Here is a 20,003-nt window from a genome sequence, read left to right as displayed (position 1 = left end):
ATTACTTAGGGATCAACGATGGCGGTCGAATCTGCTCCAGCAGGACGGCCTAAACACGTTAGGTCAAAGGCAAAATTTTCCGGTTTCGTGAATGGCATTTTTCGATATCCTTCAATGGCTAAGGATTGGTCGCTGTACACTTTTTCCATGAATTTGGCATAGGCTGGCATGGCCATTTTAGCGCCTTGACCGAGCGCCAAGCTACGGAAGTGGATACTTCGGTCGTCTCCACCTACCCAAACGCCAGCAACGATTTTTTGGGTTACCCCCATAAACCATCCATCCGAATAATTCGACGTCGTCCCTGTCTTTGCCCCGATCTCATTTCCATTCACTAGCGAGGTTCGTTTTAAGCCTTCCGCTGTTCCTCCGGGTTCTTGCACGGCACCTTGAAGCATATAGGTCATCAAATAGGCTGTCTCGGGTTTAATCACAGCTTTTACCGGTGGAGAATATTCTTTTAAAACATTGCCCACCTTATCCGTAATGCGCAAAACCAGGATTGGGTCAATGCGTTCTCCTGCATTAGCCAGGGTACTATATCCAGCTACTTGTTCATACAAAGATACTTCCGAGGCACCTAAACAAAGTGATGGAACTTCATGCAATGGACTTTCAATACCACATTTATGGGCGAATTCGGCGACTTTATCTGGCCCTAATTTTTTCATCAATTTAGCAGAAATTGTGTTGATGGATAATCCCATGGCCCGACGGAGTTTCATGCTTTGGTAGCTGTATTTCCCGTCTGAATTATGAGGTGTCCACGTTCCGCCGCTCAAACCATCTTCTTCGCCAAAGGTTACTGGTTCATCCACCAGCGCATCGCATGGCGTTACGATTTCATTTTCAATCGCAGCGCCGTAAACAAATGGCTTGAAAGTTGAGCCAGGTTGTCGTTTGCTTTGCGAAATATGGTCGAATTTAAAATACTTGTAATTGATACCACCCACCCAGGCTTTCACATGTCCGTTCGTTGGGTCCATGGCCATCATGCCACAATTCAAGATTCGCTTATAATAGTTCAAGGAGTCCATTGGGCTTAAGGTCGTGTCTTTGTCACCATCCCACGTAAAAACGGTCATTTTGATGGGTCTGCGTAGCTCTTCCCAAACCTTGAATTCATCGTTGTTATAGGCTGCCATCAGGTCGCGGTAACGTTGCGTGCGCCGCATCGCATCCTTTAGGAATCCTTTGATTTCCTTCATTTCTTCATTTACCCAGGGATTACGTCCCCTCCAATGGTCGTAGAATAACTTTTGCTCAGCACGCATGTGTTCCTTCACGGCTTCGTCTGCATATTTTTGCATGCGCGAATCGATACTTGTATAAATACGTAAGCCACTCGTGTATAAGTTCAGTTGCTGGTCCTCCGGTCGGTCCTTGTTCAGTTCTTTGAGGGCCGACAAAACCTGTTGGCGAATCGCCTCACGGAAATAGGGTGCTGCTCCCGTATTTTGGTTTTCAACTCGGTAGTGCAGATTAAGATCCTCCGCTTGCATTTTTGCCAAGTCCTCTTGAGGAATGAATTCATATTTGGCTAATTGCCCCAATACCACATTGCGGCGCTCCAAAGTCCTTTCCGGGCGAATTCGTGGGTCATATAAAGAGGGGTTTTGTAACAAACCAATCAGGGTAGCGGATTCCGTGAGGCTAATGTCTTTTAATTCTTTTTGGAAATAAGTCTTACATGCTACCTGTATTCCAAACGCATTATTTCCAAAACTCACCTCATTGAGGTACATAGCAAGGATTTCTTGTTTCGTGTATCTTCGTTCCAAACGTATCGCTAAAATCCATTCCTTCACCTTTGCGATGACGGTGCGAATCCCGTCTATTTTCATCAATAATCCCATGTAAAGGGGGTCGTCCTCCCCAAATTCCATGGAGCGTGTGTGAAATAGGTTTTTAGCTAATTGCTGGGAAATGGTACTTCCCCCACCCGAGGTACCAAACGAGAAAAGCACGCGGAACATCGATCGAATATCAATCCCCGAATGCGTGGTATATCTTGCATCCTCGGTTGAAATTAATGTATTGACTATGTTGTCGGGTAGTTCCTCAAAACTCAAGGGATTACGATTTTCACGAAAATATTTGCCAATTTCCTGTCCGTCTTCCGATATGATTAAGGAAGCCACTTGGCTTTTGGGATTCTCTAATTCTTGAAGACTTGGCATGCCGCCAAAGAGCCATAAAAAATTGAAGTTCACCGCCAAAATGAGCAATATTAAACCTAAAGTCGACCCGATAAAGAATCGATACATAAATCGGATGAATTTTTCGTATTTCCCGGTTTCAAGCATACGCATTAGTTTTTAGGGATAGCATTCAATCTTTCCGCTGCTTCTTTCTTCAAAGGACTTGCAGGGAAAAGTTGGATGAATTGAGTTAAGGTTTTCACATATTGCTCCCGTTCTTTAAGTCCGGCATAGCATAAGGCACTTAAAAATACAATTTTATCCTCCGATTTGCTACCCGGGAATTGTATTCTTAGCGTTTGGCATGATTTTAAACATAAATCGAATCGGTTAGCCTTAAATTCTGAGTAGGCCGATTCATAGGCTTTTTCTGCCTGTTGCTCTTTCGAATCCGATAAAGTTCCGGATTCAAGTTTCAAAATGGTTAGACGGTAAATTGAATCGGGAAAGCGATCAAACAAAAGCGTTTTGTACTTATTTTTCTGCGTCTGCGTTTCAGAACTCAGGTATTGTAAATAGAGCGCTTCAGCTTCCAAGGATGTGTACGGAAATTCGTTCATTAAGCGTTCCAAATGAAGCAATGCCAGCGCATTGTTACTCATTTGTGTCTTTACGTGTTTTCCAAGTTCAAATAAGGCTTGCTCTTTCTTTTTGTTTGATGCTAGCATTTTTGTATCGTTTCTTGGAATCGCGTCAATCCATAATTGCATGGAATCGGTGCTGCTAACGTTGGAAGAAACTAACGAGCTATCCTTTATGGATGTGGCGGACAGGGAGTTAACGACGGTCGGGGCGTTTTGCTTATTCTTTCGGTCCCAGTAATCCTCCAACGTACGTATCCCCCATTTCATGGTGAATTCTTGTTCTCCACGTAAACGCGCTTGTTCATTGTAGAAATAAAAACTTTGTTGATCGGCGCTCGGCGGTCGGCGTGTAAAGGTAACTGCTACTTTGATGGTCTTGCTTTGCGACTTGGCAAGGGAATCATTGCGTGTACTTTTTTTGGCTTGTGCTTTTTCATAGATCGCCTTTAATTCTGACATGGACAGCTTTGCTAGCTTTTGAAGCGAATCTTCTTGTTGAATAATCTGTTCCAAAGCTACATATTTATTCCAATTTTTTTGGGCTTTGACCGCCAATGGATAATTCGGATTTGAGTTTGATAAATAGGTAGTTGCGGAGTCAAAATAGGCCGATGCACGGGCATATTCATGAAGTTGATCGGCATAAAGGCTTCCCAATTGAAAATAGAGCTCCCCTCTATTGGGATTATTTTTCGTGGCTTGTTGCCAAGCATTTTTTGCCTTCGCTAAATCTTTTTCCTCCAAATAGATCTTTCCTAAGGCGATATAAATTTCCGATTTTTGATCTTCGTTTTTAGGGTCTTCTAGAAGTTTTTCTAATGAGGAAACCGATTTTTCCAAGGCTTTATTGGCAATATTTGCCCGAAGCGTTAATTCATAATTTGATTTTTGGCGCATGCTGCTTTGATAGGCTTGCTGCGCTAGGCCCGACTGATTGTTTCGTTCAAGCATTTGGCCTAAGATGAAATAGAGCCGACTACGATCTTGGCGATTTTTGGTATCTCCAACGAGTTGGTTGACTAATTGAATGCTCGATTTCACCTCGCCTTTCAGTTGGTGTTCGTAGGCTTTAACTAGGAAGTACGCCCAAGATTCCAGGCCATTTTCAAGAATGAAATTTTCTGTTTTTTCAGCAGATTCAAAATCTCTTTGCACGAGGTAGACCTGATACAATAAGGTCATTGCTTGACGCTGTGTTTGTTTGTCGGGATTGAGCGTATTGATGTATTTTAGCGTTTCTAGTGCGTTTTTTAAGTCACTTTGGAAGTACCTTCCTTGCGCGATTAGTAGGTAGGCGTCGTCGACATACTTGGAATTTTGATGTCTATCGATCACCAACGAGGCTTTTCGTATTAGGTTCGCAATTTCTAATTTGTGGGTTATGCCGAAACTGGAGTCAACAGGGGCGATGATTGGTAATTCATTCGCGTAATTTTCAATGCGCTCGTTTCGGAATTGGCTCTGTAGATTCTGGAGGAGTTGGTCAGCTTGCCAGATGGCATTGTACTTCGAATTGATGTTATGAAACGTTACGGCAGCGGGTTTGGTGCTGTTTTGAGAACAGCTCCAAGTTATCAAAAAGATAAGGGCTACCAAAAGGAGACGAATCATAGGTATTGGGGCATACAATTTTCAAATTTACGATATATATAAGTGAAAATTCATAAATTTAGTATGTCCAACGAGGAATATTTTTAAATCGATGAATTCATACCAGCGTTTTATTGGAGCGGCTTTTCAAATGTTAGTGACCATATTGGTGGGGGTGTATCTCGGGCGCTACTTGGATGCTTATTTTCATACGATAACGCCATGGTTTACCCTTGGATTTTCGTTGGGATCTATCGCTTTTGCCATGATTGCGTTGATTAAAAGTCTTCCCAAATAATTCGTATTTATTCCGTAAATTGGGATTATTTTTCATCTAATTTCACCTGCGCGTGTTCGAAGGTCGCCGTCTGATTCTTTTCTTGGTATTTGTGAGCATTGGTTTGGTGTTCATCGGAAAATTATTTTATCTACAATTATTGGATGATACCTATGAGAAGGCGGCGGATAATAATGCCATTCGGAAAATTATTCAAGTACCATTTCGAGGCGAGGTTTATGACCGTCATGGTAAATTAATTGTCTACAATACGCCGGTGTATGATGTTTACATTACACCACGTAAAGCGGTTGTGCAGGATACGAATCGCTTTTGTCGCTTATTCGGAGTTACCCGAGGCTATTTTGATTCGGTGACGAAACAAGCCTATGCCTATTCAAGGGTTAAGCCCTCGCTTTTTATTAAACATTTAACGAAAGAGGACTTTGCGCGTATTCAAGATGCCATGGTGGACTACCCCGGTTTTTCGATAACAACCACGGCCTTTCGGACCTACCAATCCAATGCTTTTTCGAATGCCTTAGGCTATGTGGCTGAAATTAATCCAAATTCCTTGAAAGATCAGCGGGATGATTATTATCGGCAGGGTGATTACGTCGGTATTTCGGGATTAGAGTCCTATTACGAAGATGTTTTACGTGGACAGCGGGGTGTAAAGTACCGAATGGTCAATAGCAATGGGGTCGAAAAGGGGGATTATAAAAAGGGGAAACTGGATGTGGATCCTGTTGCCGGCCGGAATTTATATACATGCATTGATATACGATTGCAGGAGTATGCGGATAGTTTGATGATGCATAAGGTGGGTAGTGTGGTGGCTATAGAACCGTCTACGGGAGAAATCTTGGCCATGGTATCGGCTCCATCCTATAACCCTAGTTTGTTAGCAGGGCGAAACTTCTCTAAATATTATCAGAAACTTGCGCTTGATCCTTTGAAACCCTTGATTAATCGACCGCCATCCGCGTATTACCGGCCGGGGTCGACTTTTAAATTGGTTCAGGCATTAGTGGGCCAACAGCTTGGCATTATTTCTGAGAACTCCGTTTTTGGTCATGCAGGAGCACCCGTTAAGTGTCACGCACACAACACATCTCACAACGATTTGCATAATGCAATTCAGTGGTCATGCAATCCTTATTTCTACCACGCATTTCGTAAAATTTTGTATGATGGAACCACAGGGGATACCTATGAACGTTCGGCACAAGGTTTGCAACGTTGGACAGAGTTGGTGGCCAACTTTGGATTTGGGCGCAAATTGGGGGTTGACGTGAGTAATGAGAAAAAGGGAATTTTACCCAATGTCGACTATTACAATCGTGTCTATAAAGGGGAGAATACATGGAAATTCTCGAATATTTATTCGTTGAGTATTGGGGAAGGCGAATTGGTCGTAAGCCCTCTTAAAATGGCTAATTTTGCTGCGATCATTGCAAACAGAGGTTGGTATATTCCGCCGCACCTCGTGAAAGGAATTGGGGAGAAACGTACGATGGATCCTTTTTACAAAAATCCTATTTCTGTGGGGGTTGATGCCAAGTATTTCCCTGTGGTCATCCGGGGTATGCAAGATGCGGTTCTGCATGGGACCGTTGGAGCGGATGGACGTATTCCGGATATTACCATGTGTGGTAAAACGGGAACTTCACAGAATCAAAAAGGAAAAGATCATTCTATTTTTATTGCCTTTGCGCCCAAAGATAATCCCAAAATTGCCATCGCGGTTTTCGTAGAAAATGCCGGATTTGGGGGATTTGCAGCGGCTCCGATTGCCTCATTAATCGTGGAGAAATATTTGAAAGGTCGGGTCGATCGCAAGGCAGTTGAAACGAAATTTATGAATATGAGTTACCTGGCGAATGTGACATACAATCGTCCGATCAAAAAAAACACGAGCGATAGTTTACGAAAATGAGTCAATCATCTGGAAATATGGCAAGTCGGTTGGACTGGTGGAGCGTCGGTTTGTACGCACTTTTTGTCTTGTTAGGCTGGATGAGTGTTTACTCAGCTGTATACAATCCTGAAGCTCCGCTCAGCTTATTTGATCCCGCTTTTTATACCTCCAATGCGGGGAAACAACTTATTTGGATCGGGGCTAGTATGGTTTTGATCATGTTCATTTTTGCCTTAGATTATCGCTTTTTTGAGTCCTTTGCTCCGGTAATCTATGGCTTATTTATCTTGCTTTTGATTCTCGTTCCATTTTTGGGCGTAACCATTAACGGCTCACATTCTTGGTTTAAGGTAGGAACAGCGACTATTCAACCCGCTGAGTTTGCCAAAACGGCGACCGCCCTGTTAATTGCTAAATACTTGAATGATCCGCAGGTGAGTTTAGTCCGTTTTCGAGATCAATGGAAAGTAGCGTTGATTATTGGGCTACCCATCGTACTCATTGTTGCCTCTAATGAAACAGGCTCTGCCTTGGTTTATGTATCCTTTATCATTCTATTGTACCGAGAAGGGCTACCTGGAGAATATCCTGGCCTCTTGTTGGGTGGGATTTTTTTGTTTGTCAGTGCGTTGATTTTGAAACCATTAACGATTTTGATTCTCCTCCTTATTTTGGCTGGACTGTTAATCTTAGCCATGCCGATTTATTTACAACGTATGTATCAAACCTACGTAAAGGCAGCATTGGGAATAACGGTCATTATGACACTTGCCATGTTGGTTGAATGGGTTGTAAACCATGTGTTAAAAGAGCATCAGCGTAATCGTATTAAGGTCTTGTTGGATCCAGATTTTGATCCACGCGGACTGGGATATCAGGTAACTCAGTCGAAAATTGCCATCGGTTCCGGTGGTTTTTGGGGCAAGGGTTATTTAGGGGGTACACAAACTAAATTTGATTTTGTTCCGGAGCAAAGTACCGACTTTATTTTTTGTACCATTGGAGAGGAATTTGGGTTTATCGGAGTAGCTGGAATCATTATCTTATTTTTAGTCTTTTTGTGGCGTTTGATGTATTTGGCAGATTTGCAGCGCTCTCGTTTCGCCCGTGCTTATGGCTATGGGGTGGTCGGGGTATTATTCTTTCACTTCTTGGTAAATATTGGCATGACCATTGGTCTGATGCCCATTATGGGGATTCCATTGCCATTTTTTAGTTATGGGGGATCATCACTTTGGTCCTTCACCATTTTACTTTTTATATTTCTAAAATTGGACTCTCATCGGTCTGATATGCTTTCTCGCTAGTATGGAAAACGAAACAATTTCTTCCAAAGCCAAAATGCTCATCGCAGTGGCCGCTCTCGGTTACTTTGTTGATGTCTACGATTTAATCTTATTCTCGGTCGTACGAAACCCGAGTCTAATGAGTTTAGGCTTAAAAGGCCCTGAACTGTTAAATCAGGGTCTCAATTTGATGAATATTCAAATGGGAGGAATGTTGTTAGGCGGAATTTTGTGGGGGATTTACGGCGATAAGAAAGGACGAAAGTCCGTTTTATTTGGTTCTATTTTATTGTACTCCTTGGCGAATGCACTGAATGGTTTGGTGACGGATTTGAATCTCTACGCCTTATTGCGGTTTATTGCTGGTATCGGATTGGCCGGGGAATTAGGTGCCGGAATTACGTTGGTCAATGAGACCTTACCTCCTTCAAAACGAGGAATTGGTACCTTGATTATTGCGGGTGTTGGAGCTGCAGGTGCCGTGTTTGCCCCTATTATTGCAGGATTGAGCTCGGATCCCGAATGGTGGAGGACTTGTTATTTTATTGGTGGCGGAATGGGATTGGTCTTATTGCTTTTGCGTTTAGGCACCTTTGAATCATCGATGTATTCGCACATGGATGCGGATGTCGAGAAAGGGAATTTCTTTCAATTATTTTCTTCGCCAGCTATTTTTAAGAAATACCTGTATTGCATTTTGATGGGATTGCCCATTTGGTACATTATCGGAATTTTGGTTTTTTCGGCTCCTGAGATTTTAAAAGGGAAAGTTAATGCAGGAGATGCGATTATGTTCTGTTACTTGGGCTTGGCAATAGGGGATTTTGCTTCCGGGGCATTGAGTCAATGGCTTAAGAGTCGTGGAAAGGCTGTTCTAACTTATTTGTTTATCGCCGTTATCCTATGTGTATATTACCTATTTGGAATTACAGAAGTTTCCTCCGCCCAAGCAAAATTAATCATTACATTACTGGGTTTCTTTGGTGGCTATTGGGCTGTGTTTTTAACGTATTCGTCTGAGCAGTTTGGGACAAATGTTCGTATGACGGTGACAACGACGGTGCCTAATTTTGTGCGTGGGGCATTGATTCCCATTTCATTACTTTTTAAGTTTTTAATTCCTACCAATGGCTTGATTCATGCAGCGGCCTATGTAGGGGTCTTGTGTTTTTCTTTAGCGATTTTTTCCGTTTCCCAATTAAAAGAGACCTACGGTAAATCTTTAGACTACGTCGAATAATGGCTCTGATTTCCAAGAAAAAGTCCCCTTTTCGGATTAATAACCAGTTGCGCCGGTATTTGCATAAATACAACCGCGAGCATGCGATGAACATTTCCTATCAGGATCTATTGCGCTATGAGAATGCCATCGTGTTATATGATAAGAATGGGCAGGATACGCTCTGGGAATCGGTCTTTTATTCTCCCTCAGATCAGGAGGAGGTTTATGAGTCCTTGAAACAGATTTATGCCGATTTGAAGACAGATGGAAATGAGGAGGTTATCAAACACTTGGTCATTGATCGCGTGGATTATTGTACCTATGGGAATACGCATCCTTTTCGTATTCGCATTGTGAATCGCGTGAATGATAACTTCGATTATTTCTACATTAAAATAGCGGATGCCTCACGGGTTTATGGATTGGAATTGGAACATATTTTGTCCCCTAATCGGATTAATTATGTGACATACGATAATACCTTGGTCGAGGAACATATTGCGGGAATTCCCGGGGATGCGTTTTTAAAACAAGATCTGGAGAATGATTTAGAGTCTCCCATTCGTTTGGCCAAAGAATTTGTCAAGTTCAACGAACGATGTTTGGTTCAATTGTTGGGCGATATGCACAGTGCCAATTTTGTAATCATTACGAACCCTGATTTTGAGGAGATTTACTATCGGATCCGACCGATTGACTTCGACCAACAGTGTTATGAGGGGAAGAAATCGGTCTATATGCCGCAATATTTCAAGCAAAACAATGCTTTGATTGAATTAGGTATGAAATACATGACTCCTGAGTCGGTTTGGCAATACCAGATAGAAGAGCGATCTATGATTGCGAGCCGCTTGAAGTCGGAGAGCCAACGCGTCTCCGATCTCATGACCGTGATGTCCAAAGACGAAATTGCACCACCCGAGAATATCGAACAATTGAAATCCGAATTAGCGAAACATTACGATGATGTACGATTCTTGCAATGCAAGACGATGGGAGAGATTGTTTGGAATAGCCTTGAATTAGTGATGCGTCACTAATTACTGTTTCAACGTTGCGTAGGCCATTAATCCTAGCCCTGTGATATAGGCCAATCCGCCAAGCGGAGCTACAGCACCCCAAAGGACATTTTGTGTGATACAGATCAGGTACAGGGCGCCTGGGAAGATGATACTCCCCGTAAATACTAGATATCCCGCCGTTTTCAAGAATTTATTGGAGATTTGCATCTGCCAAACCCCGAGCAGAATCAGAATAAGTCCTCCATACATTTGATACCGCGCCGCCGTTTCAAAGGTCTCTAATCGATTAATCGCCCGTAAATAATCTTTCCAGGCATGGGCTCCAAAGGCGCCCATTGCGACAGATAAAGCTGCGATTAATGATCCGGTAAAAAGCGAGAATTTTTTCATGGGGGAGAGGAACAAAAAAGGCCCTGTTTCCAAGGCCTTTTCAATTAAGATGCTAAAGAAACTTTTAAATCATTGAGTTTCCGCTTAATCGAGTCGTCGATTTGTTGGTCACCCACTTTCAAAATGAATCCACCGATTAGACTTTCATCAATTTTCTCGATCAACTCAACTTCTTTACCTGTGTAATCTTTGACAATTTTAGACACTGTTGCTTTCTGTTCTGCCGTTAGGGAAGAAGCAGTCGTTACAGTTGCTTTTTGAATTCCTTTGTAATCTGTGTACATGGAAATAAATTCCTTGGCAACAGCTGGCAGGATTTGCTCACGGTTTTTGTTCGTGATAATCACGAAGATACCGTAAGTAACAGGGTTAAATTTATCCTTAAAAAGCTTGGCTAAAATGGCCAACTTGGTATAATGCTTGATGATTGGGCTCTTCAGCGCTAATACTAGATCATAGCTTCCTTCGCATGTATCTGCGAAGTCAATCATGTCTTTAGCTACAGCTTCTACCGCATTTTTTTCAATGGCGAAGTCGAGTAGTGATTTAGCGTAACGGTGAGCGACAATTAATTCTGACATGGTCGTTTCGATTAAGATAATTTAACGTCAGCCATCCACTCAGTGACTAATTTCTCCTGAGCTGCTTTGTCTTTTAATTGACTTTTTAACACTTTTTCCGCTAAATCTAACGAAAGGGTAGCTGCTTCTTTACGAATAGCAGCAACTGCACTTGCTTTTTCTTGTTCGAAGGCAACGCGTGCTTTTTCGATTTCTTGATTAGCGGCTGCTTGAGCGTCTAATTTCGCTTGCGCAATCATTGCATCGGATGCTTCTTTTGCTTGCTTAATTAAGGCGTCACGTTCAGCACGAGCTGATGCGATTAATTGTTCGTTACCTGCTTTTAACTCGGCCATTTCAGCACGTGTTGTTTCAGATAATTTGATCGCTTCGTCGATGGATTGCTCACGCTCGGCTAACGATTGAATGATTGGTTTCCAAGCAAATTTGGCTAATAGGAAAAACAAAATTCCAAAGACAAGTAATTGCCAGAAGATAAGTCCAAAGTCTGGGGTGATTAACTCCATAGTATTTTTATTTTTTATAAATCGAGTTGAAAAACGCAATTTGGCGCCTAATGCATTCCAAATTGCGTTTCAAGTTTTTTGAACGAGTATTCCAAGGCTAACCCTTGGGCTCATTCGATTGGTTTCTTATTTCAAAGTTACCAATAGACAAATTACAGCAGCGAATAACGCAACCGCCTCAACGAAGGCAGCAACGATCAACATCGCACCCTGAATTTTTCCAGATGCTTCTGGTTGGCGAGCGATAGCTTCCATTGCAGAACCACCGATACGACCGATACCCATTCCAGCTCCTAAAGCAGCTAAACCAGCACCGATACCTGCAAGACCAAGACCTACAGAAACTTCTAATAAAATCGATAAAATAGACATACGATTTGGGTTTATATAAATTAAAAAAAATACAAATTATTAATGATGATGCTCCTCAACCGCCGCTCCGATGTAGGTAGAAACCAACATCGTAAAGATAAACGCTTGAATAAAGGCAACAATCAGCTCGATCACGTTCATGAAAAGCGAGAAAGGAACTACTGCTAGACCCAATGCCGCATTTTCAAAAATGAAAATCAAGGAAACTAAACTCAATAAAATGATGTGACCTGCCGTGATGTTCGCAAATAAACGAACCATCAAGGAGAATGGCTTCATGAAAATACCTACGATTTCAACAGGTGTTAAAATCACCAACATCCATTTCGGTACACCTGGCATAGCGAAAATGTGCGTCCAATACGTTGACCGACCATTGAAGTTGGTCACGAAGAATGCGATAATCGCTAAAACTAGTGTAACGGCAATATTACCTGTTAAATTGGCCCCGCCTGGAACTAAGCCCAACATGTTATTAAACCAGATAAAGAAGAATACCGTCAATAAATACGGCATAAAACGGCGATAATGCTTCTCTCCGATGTTGTTTTTGGCAATCTCATCACGTACAAAGATGATAATAGGCTCAAACATCGATTGGATACCTTTCGGTGCACGGTGCGGATTTTCTTTGTAGCGCTTGCCGATTCCGATGAAGATGGTTAACAATAATACTGCTGAAACTAATAAAGAGGCTACATTTTTAGTAATGGAGAAATCATATACCCTCTCGCCATTTTCTGCATGGATTTTGCCGTGTTCTAAAACGAAGCCGTTGTATGGAATTTCTTCATGGTGTTCGTTTTTGAAATTAGCCGATGAAAATACTTGAAGACCTTGTGATGCGGTATAAACGATGCAAGGTAAGGGTAAAGTCGCGTGAAAATGTCCGATGGTAAAGAAATGCCAATCATGCTCATCGGCAATGTGATGCAAAATTAGTTTACCTGGATCGAATTTGGTGGATTCTGCTTCATGCGCAGCAGGTGCCGCAGCATGTGATGCTGTGTCAGTATGCGCTTGGGTTGTATCGTGTACCGCTTCACCCTCGTTGGCAAGCAAAGAAAAGCTTGAAAAACTGAATAATAATCCGAGGATTATATTTGAAAAATACATTTTCTTGAAAAAAGTCTTAATCGGCATCGTAATTCTTGCTTTTACTTTATTGTTTTCAATTGATTCGCTAATTCGTTGATTAGCTGAGTTTTGGGCAGAAAAAAAAGAAAAATTTTATCAGTCTTTTCTAAAAACGTCGCAAGTTACGAAGCAAGCCAATTATTTCAAAATTTGCACTACATAAATAGAGTGCAAAAAAGTTGATTACGAATAAGAATATCTGGGGGGTGCCTGAATAGGCGAAAAATCCGATGAATGAAAGGCTTAATAGGAAGCGTATGGTTAGGTTTATCATTTGAAACTGAATGAATTTCTCTTTTCCATCTTTTAAGCCAATTTGTGCGATGCTGTAGGTTAGGTAGGATTGAAATGCTAAAAAAACAACGATAAAGGAAATATTGGGATGAAGGATGTGTGCCCAAGAACTTTGATTGATCCCGTAAAGGATAGCTGCTATTCCGACATAAACGAGAATAAGTTGTTTCATGGGGCAAATATCATGAGAATTTTGGAATTTCCTGATTTCATGATTTACTTTGTCTCCTCGTTCAGTCGCTGTGAGGCATTGAATTATAAAGAAGAAGGGAGAGACTAGGCTCATTGATCTTCTGGCAACCCGTCAAAATTTGACCCCGGTGCTAATTCCTACCCCAGGCGTTTGCCTGTTTAGGGAAATATAAAGCTTTGATGATGCAAGCAGAATTTAGACACTATCACTATCCCCATACTTTTCCCTTAGAGAGCGGAGCATTTTTGCCCCAACTTGATTTGGCTTACCAAACCTGGGGTCAAATGAATTCGGTGAAAGATAATGTGATTTGGATTTGCCATGCATTTACGGGTAGCCAAGATGTGGCAGATTGGTGGCAAGGCTTGGTGGGTCCGGGCAAATTGTTCAATCCTGAGAATAATTTCATTGTTTGTGTGAATATTTTGGGTTCGCATTATGGCTCGACGGGTCCTTTGTCGGTGAATCCGCAAACAGGAGAACCCTATTACAGTTCATTCCCGGATATTACGATTCGAGATGTGGTGCACTCCTTCGAATTATTGCGAAAGGAATTAGGAATTAAGCGCATCAAGACCTGTATCGGTGGTTCAATGGGAGGTCAGCAAGCTGTTGAGTGGGCCATCATTCATCCGGATTTGATTCAAAACTTGATTTTAGTAGCGACCAATGCAGTACACTCCCCATGGGGTGTCGCATTTAATGAGTCCCAACGGATGTCGATTGAGTTGGATAAAACCTGGGGTGATTCAAATCCCAAGGCTGGGATTGAGGGGATGAAGGCGGCACGTGCAACGGCTTTGATTTCGTATCGAAATTATGAAACCTATCAAATTACGCAGGCCCGTCAGGATCATTCTTTAGAGAAGACGCTTCGTGCAGTGTCTTATCAACGGTACCAAGGCGAAAAATTAGCACAGCGCTTTAATGCCTATTCGTATTACATACTATCTAAAATGATGGATTCCCAAGATGTGGGAAGAAATCGGGGAGGAATTATTCCCGCATTAAAATTGATCAAATCAAATACCTTGGTCATCGGAATCAAGTCTGATGCCCTTTTTCCGATTGTTGAGCAGGAGTTTCTGGCAAAACACATTCCGGGTGCGTCGTTTCAAGTCATTGATTCCTTGTATGGTCATGATGGTTTCCTAATCGAGAGTGGCTTAATGACCAAAGCGATTCGCTTGTGGCAGAAGTTGCAACTGCTCGAAGTTAACCCAATGGCAGAGTTTTTCAGGGAGCTGGAAAGTTTGTAGAGACGCGATACTTCGCGTCTTTGGTGGTTTAGATGTGGTTTAACTAGACGCGAGGTATCGCGTCTCTACGAGTTTATTTGGCTCATCTGGGATACGGTTTTTCATTAATGTAGAGACGCGATACTTCGCGTCTTTTTTTTGGGACACGAGGTATCGTGTCGCTACTTTTCTATATTTGACACATGGATTTCAAAAACAAAATTGTCTGGATTACAGGTGCATCCTCGGGAATCGGGGAGGCAATAGCCTATGAATTTGCCTCAAAAGGTGCTCATTTGGTGCTATCGGCTCGTCGGGAGGCAGAACTCCAACGGGTAGCCAAGGCTTGTGAGGTGCACGGAAACAGTGTGCTGGTCTTGCCCTTTGATATGGTCGACTTGGATAGTCATGCGCGCCAAGTGGAGCAGGTAATACAGACATTTGGCCGACTGGATGTCTTGGTTTTGAATGCTGGGGTAAGTCAGCGATCTTTTGTGTTGGATACGAAGTTCGAGGTTTACCGACGATTATTTGAGATTAATTTCTTTTCCATTGTGCATTTGGTGCAAAAAGTTATCCCGCAATTTCAATCTCAGAAATCCGGAATATTCGTGCCGATAGCCTCTGTTGCCGGGCGTATATCGACGCCCCGTCGCGCTGCGTATGGCGCGACCAAGCACGCATTAATTGGCTTTTTTGATTCGGTTCGTGCTGAATTACACAGCTATGGCGTGCAAGTAAGTACGATTTTGCCGGGTTATATTCGCACCGAGATATCCATCCATGCGATGAATGAACATGGGGAAAAATATGGCAAAATGGATCCGAATCAGGCCAAAGGGCTAGACCCTGCTTTGACGGCGAGGAAGATTGTCGACGCAGTAGCCCAAGGCAAAAATGAATTTTTTGTGGGTGGTGCGCTGGAACGATTTGGTCTTTTGGTGAAACAATTCGTCCCAGCGATTGTACCCTGGATGCTTCGAAAAATCAAGAATACCTAGGCGATTTTTTTCTTGTCTTGGAAGAATAAAATAAACAAAATCAATACCAATAAGGCGATTCCAGCGGGTACCATCCAAACGGATTTCCAATCATGAATGCCATTTTGAGTATACATATCCAATACAATTCCGGATAGTTTAGAGCCTATTCCCATGCCGATTCCGTAGGTGGCTAGGGTGATTAAGCCTTGTGCCGAATTCTTGATATGCGGACCAGCTTTTTGATCGGTGTAGATTTGGCCGGTTACGAAGAAGAAATCGTAGCAGACTCCATGTAAGATGATTCCGATGAAGAGAATCCATTCACTCGAAATTCCATCTCCATACCCGAAGCATACAAAACGGATAATCCAAGCGATTAAGCCGACGATGAGCATCTTTTTTACGCCAAGTCTGGTAAATGCAAATGGAATTAACAACATGAATACGACCTCGGATACTTGACCGAGCGACATTTTGTTTTCCACATTGCTCATGTGCGAATCTGTTAGGGACGGATTAGCCATGGCATAATAGAAAGACAATGGGATACAGATTAAGATGGAAGAAATAAAGAAAATTAGGAAAGATCGGTCTTTAAATAATTGCAGGGCATCTAATCCAATTATCTGTGCAATTGAGGCATCTTTGTCAGCTTTTGGGGGAGTGTCTGGTAGGAAAAAAGCATAGATACCTAAAACAAATGAGCTGTACATGGCAATCTGAAAAATTGCCACATTGTCACCCAAGGCATAAAATCCAATGATATTGGTTACGACAATCCATGCGACTGTGCCGGTCACTCGGATATTCGCAAATTCTTTCTCGGGATTGTTCATTTGCTTCATCGCGATCGAATTTGATAAGGCCAAATTGGGCGCGAAGCAAAGTGTATAAGCTAAAATATACCAAAAGAATACCTCTGGGTCTTTGGTTTGTGCCAACAAATAAAGTAGTATACCTCCTAGGATGTTTAATACCCCCATCACTTTTTGAGCGGCGAAAAAACGGTCGGCAATGAGTCCCACAAAAAATGGAGCTACTAGGGATGCAATGGCAAAGGTTAAATAGGCGTTGCCCACTTGGTCGCCTGTGGCGTGTAAGGTGCTTAGTAGGTATTTACTCATCTGACCGTACCAGGCTCCCCAGCCGAAGAACATGAGGAACATCATGGTCATGAGTTGTAATCGAGTTGAATTTTTCATTTTAATAGGTTTCTTGTAGGTCAAAAATACGAATTTGAAAGAAATATCAAATTTTCGAAAAATATATTTTTGGGCTTATTCTATTGATTTCGAAAAGCAGTTTTCGCATAATTCTCCAATTTTTTCCAAGAATTGGTCAAAATAAAATCCTGTTTTTCGGAATTTCGCAAAAAATGTGTTTTAGGCCTTTAAATTGCAACCTCACCTGTTTTTTTGTCAACCTGTTAAGTATTTGATTTTCAGATTTATTTGTCATTCTTTTGATGAAATATTTAGATGTAGTACATGCAATTCGCAAATGTTTTATTGATTTCAGCTCGGCCAACGGGTTCCTTTCAGGGATCCATGACCTTGTTTTTGGTGCTGTTTTCATTCATTGCTTTTGCCTTAATCGGCGTTGGGGTTGTGTTGTATAAAAAGCGTCAATCTTGGATTGCACATTCCAAGATGACTTACGGGAAAATTGTTGAAATTTCTAAGCGTTATGCACGGGATGATCACTCAGGTCGTTTCCCGATTTATTTTCCGATTGTGTCGTACTATGTGAATGGTTCTGAATTTCGTCGGGAGGCGGATAAAGGTTTAGCTCGTAATTGCGAGGTGGGCCAGGAAATACCAGTACGTTATTTAATGGATAATCCATATGAGGCTTCTCTGAATGAAACATCGATTCCGGTTTTGAATCCAACGGTATTTTTTGTGTTGGGGATATTGATGTTGATCAGCTCGATAGCTTTATCGTTTTTGCATAAATAGGAGTTAAGACTTTAGACGTTGGACTTTAGACGTTAGTCTATTCCATATATAAAAAAAGACGCGAAGTATCGCGTCTCTACAATGTTTAACGTCCAACTACCAACCATCATCTTTTTTAGGTTTAGCATTGGCCGTATTCTTCTTAGCGGGTGCGGGTGTGCTTACGGCTTTTGAGGCTGTCGAGGCGCTACCTTTTAGGCTAACATCTAAATTTACCCGACTGAACACGCGCGTTACGATTTTCCATTCTCCGTTTATTTCTAGTAGGCTCAATAGATCGAGGTATTTGAAGTCGGCAAATTGCAACTCGACCGCCGCAAGGCCTGAAATGCCTGCATAAGAATAGCTGATTAGTTTCCCGCTTGCTTTTACTCCGCCTACGGGAGTTTTGGAGATAAAGGTTTTGATCGGAAAGTCTTGAACTTTACCCGAACTAGCATTCACGGTGCGTAGAATTGCTGCGCTATGAAAGGCCTTGTTCAATTTTGCGGTATCTCCGGTTGTAATGCCTTCAAAGTAATTAGCAACGGTCGCTTTGATCGCATCATCTGTATTTTGAGCGAAGGCAATTGTGCTTAGGCAAAATAAGCAGAGGCTGAGGATGAGTGATTTTTTCATATCGGTTGATTTAATTGCCGCCTTGTACAAACTCAGCGGGTAGGGCTTCTCCTTTCAGGAACAAGTTAGCCTTTTCTGGGTATAAAATGGATTGAACTATATTTACTTTTGATAATGCGTGATTTGCCATATTTCCTAGGATAATGATCGCTGAATTGTCCTTGGGATTGTGTAGGTAATAATTTTTGAAGCCATGCCACCAACCGGTATGGTAGGTTAGCCACTCGCCATTGTCTAATTGGGCGAGTCTCCATCCAAAACCGTAGTTTTTAGGAAGGACTTTGGGCGAAGTGTGTTGCGGGGTAAAAGCCTCTTCTAGCGTAGAGAACTTCACGAGTTTTTCTTCATTGAGTGCCGTGTCCCAATGGTAGAGATCCTCGACTGTCGAATATATCCCTTTGTCTCCTGTCACGCCATCGAGGTGATTAAATTCAGAAACGACGGGTCCTCCTCGCCTAGGTACGTAACCTGTCGCGGCGGTTCGAAGCATCTCTGGGTGCAAAGGGTCATAAACAAATGACTCCGACATACCCGCTGCTTCAAAAAGGTTTTTCTTCGCGTATTCTCTGAAATTCATACCACTGAGTTTTTCTACGATGTAGGCTAGTAGCATGTAATTGGTGTTGTTGTAACTGAATTTAGCGTTCGGGCGGTAATCGATGTGGGGTTTCAGTCGAACCATCATTTCGACAACTTTCTGATTTGTCAGAGGAACTTTTTTGTCATAAATCTTATCCATATTATACGCATAATCGGATAATCCTGAACGATGCGTTAAGAGACTGCGGATCGTTAGGCTGGAATCATAAGGAAACCCCGGGATGTGTTTGTAAATGGGATCGTCGTAATTCAGCAGGCCTTTTTCTTTCAATTGCATAATTGCCACTGCGGTAAACTGTTTGGAAACAGAGGCTAATTGAAAATGGGTATGCGTATTGATATTGCTTTTGGTGAAGTAATTTGAATAGCCAAAACCCTTTTTGTAAATGATTTTGCCATATTGGGCAACCAAAACAGCTCCATTAAATCCATACGTGGCTTTTAATTTATTGAAGAATGTGTCGAGTTTGATTGACTTTTGTTTAGCAACCTCGGGATTAAATAAATTAGCCAAAGAATCATTTCGTTTTTCGGCCAACGTTTTGTTATGGAAAAAACTTTGTGTGGGATGAGAGGCGGCTAATAGTCCTAATAATATACAAATTGAAATGGCGCCAATGATTTTTGGCATTTTAGGTAAGTGAAGCATGTAATCAAGCAAGCGTTTCATTTCAAAGCAATTTAGCTTAAATCGTTTTTTAAATCAAGGGCTGATTCTCTTTATTTACAGGAAACTCTGTAACTTGAAAGCCTAATTAAGCATGTTGGATGAAGTATATATTTATCTTATTGATCAAAATTTACCAGGGGGGCATCTCTCCATTCCTTCCTAACGCTTGTCGATATCAGCCCACCTGTTCGGAATACGCTAAGCAGGCCTTTATGAAGTATGGCTTTTTAAAGGGTTTTCGACTCAGCGTTAAACGTATTTCCTCCTGTCATCCTTGGGGTGGAAGTGGCTATGATCCGCTGCCCTAATGGGAGTTGAACAGTTTAGCACTGTCCAAAAAATACAACAAATTGGATTATT

The 20,003-nt window shown here is 42.0% G+C and carries 20 protein-coding genes and 1 riboswitch; of the genes, 9 read left to right on the top strand and 11 right to left on the bottom strand.

The genetic code is table 11. The annotated features are described in order from the left end of the window. Positions 1-5 precede the first annotated feature (5 nt). On the bottom strand, positions 6-2,312 hold the full coding sequence (locus tag ACMH5P_RS05920) for a penicillin-binding protein 1A (RefSeq protein ID WP_459493416.1): 2,307 nt from the start codon (positions 2,310-2,312) through the stop codon (positions 6-8). After that, complete coding sequence (gene porW, locus ACMH5P_RS05915; RefSeq protein WP_459493415.1) at positions 2,312-4,396, bottom strand: type IX secretion system periplasmic lipoprotein PorW/SprE; 2,085 nt, start codon at positions 4,394-4,396, stop codon at positions 2,312-2,314. Before porW ends, ACMH5P_RS05920 begins: the two co-directional genes overlap by 1 nt. A gap of 91 nt (positions 4,397-4,487) precedes the next feature. Here porW and ACMH5P_RS05910 point away from each other — a divergent pair, with 91 nt between their 5' ends. Genes ACMH5P_RS05910 through ACMH5P_RS05890 form a run of 5 tightly spaced genes read left to right on the top strand, consistent with a single transcriptional unit; the run spans position 4,488 to position 10,121 of the window. Further along, positions 4,488-4,673 carry an AtpZ/AtpI family protein gene (locus ACMH5P_RS05910; protein WP_459493414.1) on the top strand — a complete coding sequence of 62 codons (186 nt, stop codon included), beginning with the start codon at positions 4,488-4,490 and terminating at the stop codon, positions 4,671-4,673. A gap of 52 nt (positions 4,674-4,725) precedes the next feature. Next, the gene (locus ACMH5P_RS05905) at positions 4,726-6,591 is read left to right on the top strand and encodes a penicillin-binding transpeptidase domain-containing protein (RefSeq protein ID WP_459493413.1); all 1,866 of its coding nucleotides are present in this window, start codon (positions 4,726-4,728) and stop codon (positions 6,589-6,591) included. Further along, the gene (gene rodA / locus ACMH5P_RS05900) at positions 6,588-7,880 is read left to right on the top strand and encodes a rod shape-determining protein RodA (RefSeq protein ID WP_459493412.1); all 1,293 of its coding nucleotides are present in this window, start codon (positions 6,588-6,590) and stop codon (positions 7,878-7,880) included. Before ACMH5P_RS05905 ends, rodA begins: the two co-directional genes overlap by 4 nt. 1 nt (position 7,881) lies before the next feature. Continuing rightward, positions 7,882-9,099 (top strand): MFS transporter, encoded by a 1,218-nt coding sequence (locus ACMH5P_RS05895; RefSeq protein WP_459493411.1) that lies wholly within the window; start codon positions 7,882-7,884, stop codon positions 9,097-9,099. Next, on the top strand, positions 9,099-10,121 hold the full coding sequence (locus ACMH5P_RS05890) for a hypothetical protein (protein WP_459493410.1): 1,023 nt from the start codon (positions 9,099-9,101) through the stop codon (positions 10,119-10,121). The genes ACMH5P_RS05895 and ACMH5P_RS05890 overlap by 1 nt, the downstream gene beginning before the upstream one ends. Here the strand turns inward: ACMH5P_RS05890 and ACMH5P_RS05885 are convergent, their stop codons facing one another. From ACMH5P_RS05885 to ACMH5P_RS05860, 6 genes are all read right to left on the bottom strand, one after another. Next, a complete protein-coding gene (locus ACMH5P_RS05885) occupies positions 10,122-10,493 on the bottom strand; it encodes a DUF423 domain-containing protein (protein ID WP_459493409.1) in 372 nt (123 codons plus the stop codon). It lies immediately after the preceding gene. A gap of 44 nt (positions 10,494-10,537) precedes the next feature. Next, positions 10,538-11,074: an ATP synthase F1 subunit delta gene (gene atpH / locus ACMH5P_RS05880; protein WP_459493408.1), complete on the bottom strand. Its 537-nt coding sequence runs from the start codon at positions 11,072-11,074 to the stop codon at positions 10,538-10,540. 11 nt (positions 11,075-11,085) lie between these two features. After that, complete coding sequence (gene atpF, locus ACMH5P_RS05875; protein WP_459493407.1) at positions 11,086-11,580, bottom strand: F0F1 ATP synthase subunit B; 495 nt, start codon at positions 11,578-11,580, stop codon at positions 11,086-11,088. 126 nt (positions 11,581-11,706) lie between these two features. Further along, positions 11,707-11,952 (bottom strand): ATP synthase F0 subunit C, encoded by a 246-nt coding sequence (gene atpE / locus ACMH5P_RS05870; RefSeq protein WP_130894949.1) that lies wholly within the window; start codon positions 11,950-11,952, stop codon positions 11,707-11,709. Between the two features lie 39 nt (positions 11,953-11,991). Continuing rightward, positions 11,992-13,095, bottom strand: coding sequence for a F0F1 ATP synthase subunit A (atpB, locus tag ACMH5P_RS05865; RefSeq protein ID WP_459493406.1), 1,104 nt, complete (start codon positions 13,093-13,095; stop codon positions 11,992-11,994). A 100-nt stretch (positions 13,096-13,195) separates the two neighbouring features. After that, entirely contained in the window at positions 13,196-13,555 is a 360-nt protein-coding gene (locus tag ACMH5P_RS05860) for a hypothetical protein (protein ID WP_459493405.1), read from the bottom strand. Positions 13,556-13,635: 80 nt separating this feature from the next. Beyond that, a riboswitch (SAM riboswitch) is annotated at positions 13,636-13,751 on the top strand. 4 nt (positions 13,752-13,755) lie between these two features. On the opposite strand from ACMH5P_RS05860, the gene ACMH5P_RS05855 reads away from it, so the two are divergent. Next, positions 13,756-14,835 (top strand): homoserine O-acetyltransferase family protein, encoded by a 1,080-nt coding sequence (locus ACMH5P_RS05855; protein ID WP_459493404.1) that lies wholly within the window; start codon positions 13,756-13,758, stop codon positions 14,833-14,835. 182 nt (positions 14,836-15,017) lie between these two features. Beyond that, complete coding sequence (locus tag ACMH5P_RS05850; RefSeq protein ID WP_459493402.1) at positions 15,018-15,815, top strand: SDR family oxidoreductase; 798 nt, start codon at positions 15,018-15,020, stop codon at positions 15,813-15,815. Here the strand turns inward: ACMH5P_RS05850 and ACMH5P_RS05845 are convergent. After that, on the bottom strand, positions 15,812-16,999 hold the full coding sequence (locus tag ACMH5P_RS05845; RefSeq protein ID WP_459493401.1) for an MFS transporter: 1,188 nt from the start codon (positions 16,997-16,999) through the stop codon (positions 15,812-15,814). The genes ACMH5P_RS05850 and ACMH5P_RS05845 overlap by 4 nt on opposite strands. 285 nt (positions 17,000-17,284) lie before the next feature. Here ACMH5P_RS05845 and ACMH5P_RS05840 point away from each other — a divergent pair, with 285 nt between their 5' ends. Then, positions 17,285-17,755 (top strand): DUF3592 domain-containing protein, encoded by a 471-nt coding sequence (locus ACMH5P_RS05840; protein ID WP_459493400.1) that lies wholly within the window; start codon positions 17,285-17,287, stop codon positions 17,753-17,755. A 96-nt stretch (positions 17,756-17,851) separates the two neighbouring features. Here ACMH5P_RS05840 and ACMH5P_RS05835 read toward each other — a convergent pair whose 3' ends face one another. Further along, the gene (locus ACMH5P_RS05835; RefSeq protein WP_459493399.1) at positions 17,852-18,373 is read right to left on the bottom strand and encodes a nuclear transport factor 2 family protein; all 522 of its coding nucleotides are present in this window, start codon (positions 18,371-18,373) and stop codon (positions 17,852-17,854) included. 10 nt (positions 18,374-18,383) lie between these two features. Continuing rightward, positions 18,384-19,643 (bottom strand): serine hydrolase domain-containing protein, encoded by a 1,260-nt coding sequence (locus tag ACMH5P_RS05830; RefSeq protein WP_459493398.1) that lies wholly within the window; start codon positions 19,641-19,643, stop codon positions 18,384-18,386. Positions 19,644-19,741: 98 nt separating this feature from the next. Here ACMH5P_RS05830 and yidD point away from each other — a divergent pair, with 98 nt between their 5' ends. Next, positions 19,742-19,951, top strand: coding sequence for a membrane protein insertion efficiency factor YidD (yidD, locus tag ACMH5P_RS05825; RefSeq protein WP_459493397.1), 210 nt, complete (start codon positions 19,742-19,744; stop codon positions 19,949-19,951). The last annotated feature ends 52 nt before the right edge of the window (positions 19,952-20,003 follow it).

It is taken from the genome of Aquirufa sp. 5-AUSEE-100C1 (genome assembly GCF_054558655.1).
This window is presented reverse-complemented; position numbering and strand designations above follow the sequence as displayed.

Coding starts and splice junctions, on each gene's coding strand:
- ACMH5P_RS05920 (WP_459493416.1), bottom strand. CDS start 2,312: ATGCGTATGCTTGAAACCGGGAAATACGAAAAATTCATCCGATTTATG.
- porW (WP_459493415.1), bottom strand. CDS start 4,396: ATGATTCGTCTCCTTTTGGTAGCCCTTATCTTTTTGATAACTTGGAGC.
- ACMH5P_RS05910 (WP_459493414.1), top strand. CDS start 4,488: ATGAATTCATACCAGCGTTTTATTGGAGCGGCTTTTCAAATGTTAGTG.
- rodA (WP_459493412.1), top strand. CDS start 6,588: ATGAGTCAATCATCTGGAAATATGGCAAGTCGGTTGGACTGGTGGAGC.
- ACMH5P_RS05895 (WP_459493411.1), top strand. CDS start 7,882: ATGGAAAACGAAACAATTTCTTCCAAAGCCAAAATGCTCATCGCAGTG.
- ACMH5P_RS05890 (WP_459493410.1), top strand. CDS start 9,099: ATGGCTCTGATTTCCAAGAAAAAGTCCCCTTTTCGGATTAATAACCAG.
- ACMH5P_RS05885 (WP_459493409.1), bottom strand. CDS start 10,493: ATGAAAAAATTCTCGCTTTTTACCGGATCATTAATCGCAGCTTTATCT.
- atpH (WP_459493408.1), bottom strand. CDS start 11,074: ATGTCAGAATTAATTGTCGCTCACCGTTACGCTAAATCACTACTCGAC.
- atpF (WP_459493407.1), bottom strand. CDS start 11,580: ATGGAGTTAATCACCCCAGACTTTGGACTTATCTTCTGGCAATTACTT.
- atpE (WP_130894949.1), bottom strand. CDS start 11,952: ATGTCTATTTTATCGATTTTATTAGAAGTTTCTGTAGGTCTTGGTCTT.
- atpB (WP_459493406.1), bottom strand. CDS start 13,095: ATGCCGATTAAGACTTTTTTCAAGAAAATGTATTTTTCAAATATAATC.
- ACMH5P_RS05860 (WP_459493405.1), bottom strand. CDS start 13,555: ATGAAACAACTTATTCTCGTTTATGTCGGAATAGCAGCTATCCTTTAC.
- ACMH5P_RS05855 (WP_459493404.1), top strand. CDS start 13,756: ATGATGCAAGCAGAATTTAGACACTATCACTATCCCCATACTTTTCCC.
- ACMH5P_RS05850 (WP_459493402.1), top strand. CDS start 15,018: ATGGATTTCAAAAACAAAATTGTCTGGATTACAGGTGCATCCTCGGGA.
- ACMH5P_RS05845 (WP_459493401.1), bottom strand. CDS start 16,999: ATGAAAAATTCAACTCGATTACAACTCATGACCATGATGTTCCTCATG.
- ACMH5P_RS05840 (WP_459493400.1), top strand. CDS start 17,285: ATGCAATTCGCAAATGTTTTATTGATTTCAGCTCGGCCAACGGGTTCC.
- ACMH5P_RS05835 (WP_459493399.1), bottom strand. CDS start 18,373: ATGAAAAAATCACTCATCCTCAGCCTCTGCTTATTTTGCCTAAGCACA.
- ACMH5P_RS05830 (WP_459493398.1), bottom strand. CDS start 19,643: ATGAAACGCTTGCTTGATTACATGCTTCACTTACCTAAAATGCCAAAA.
- yidD (WP_459493397.1), top strand. CDS start 19,742: ATGAAGTATATATTTATCTTATTGATCAAAATTTACCAGGGGGGCATC.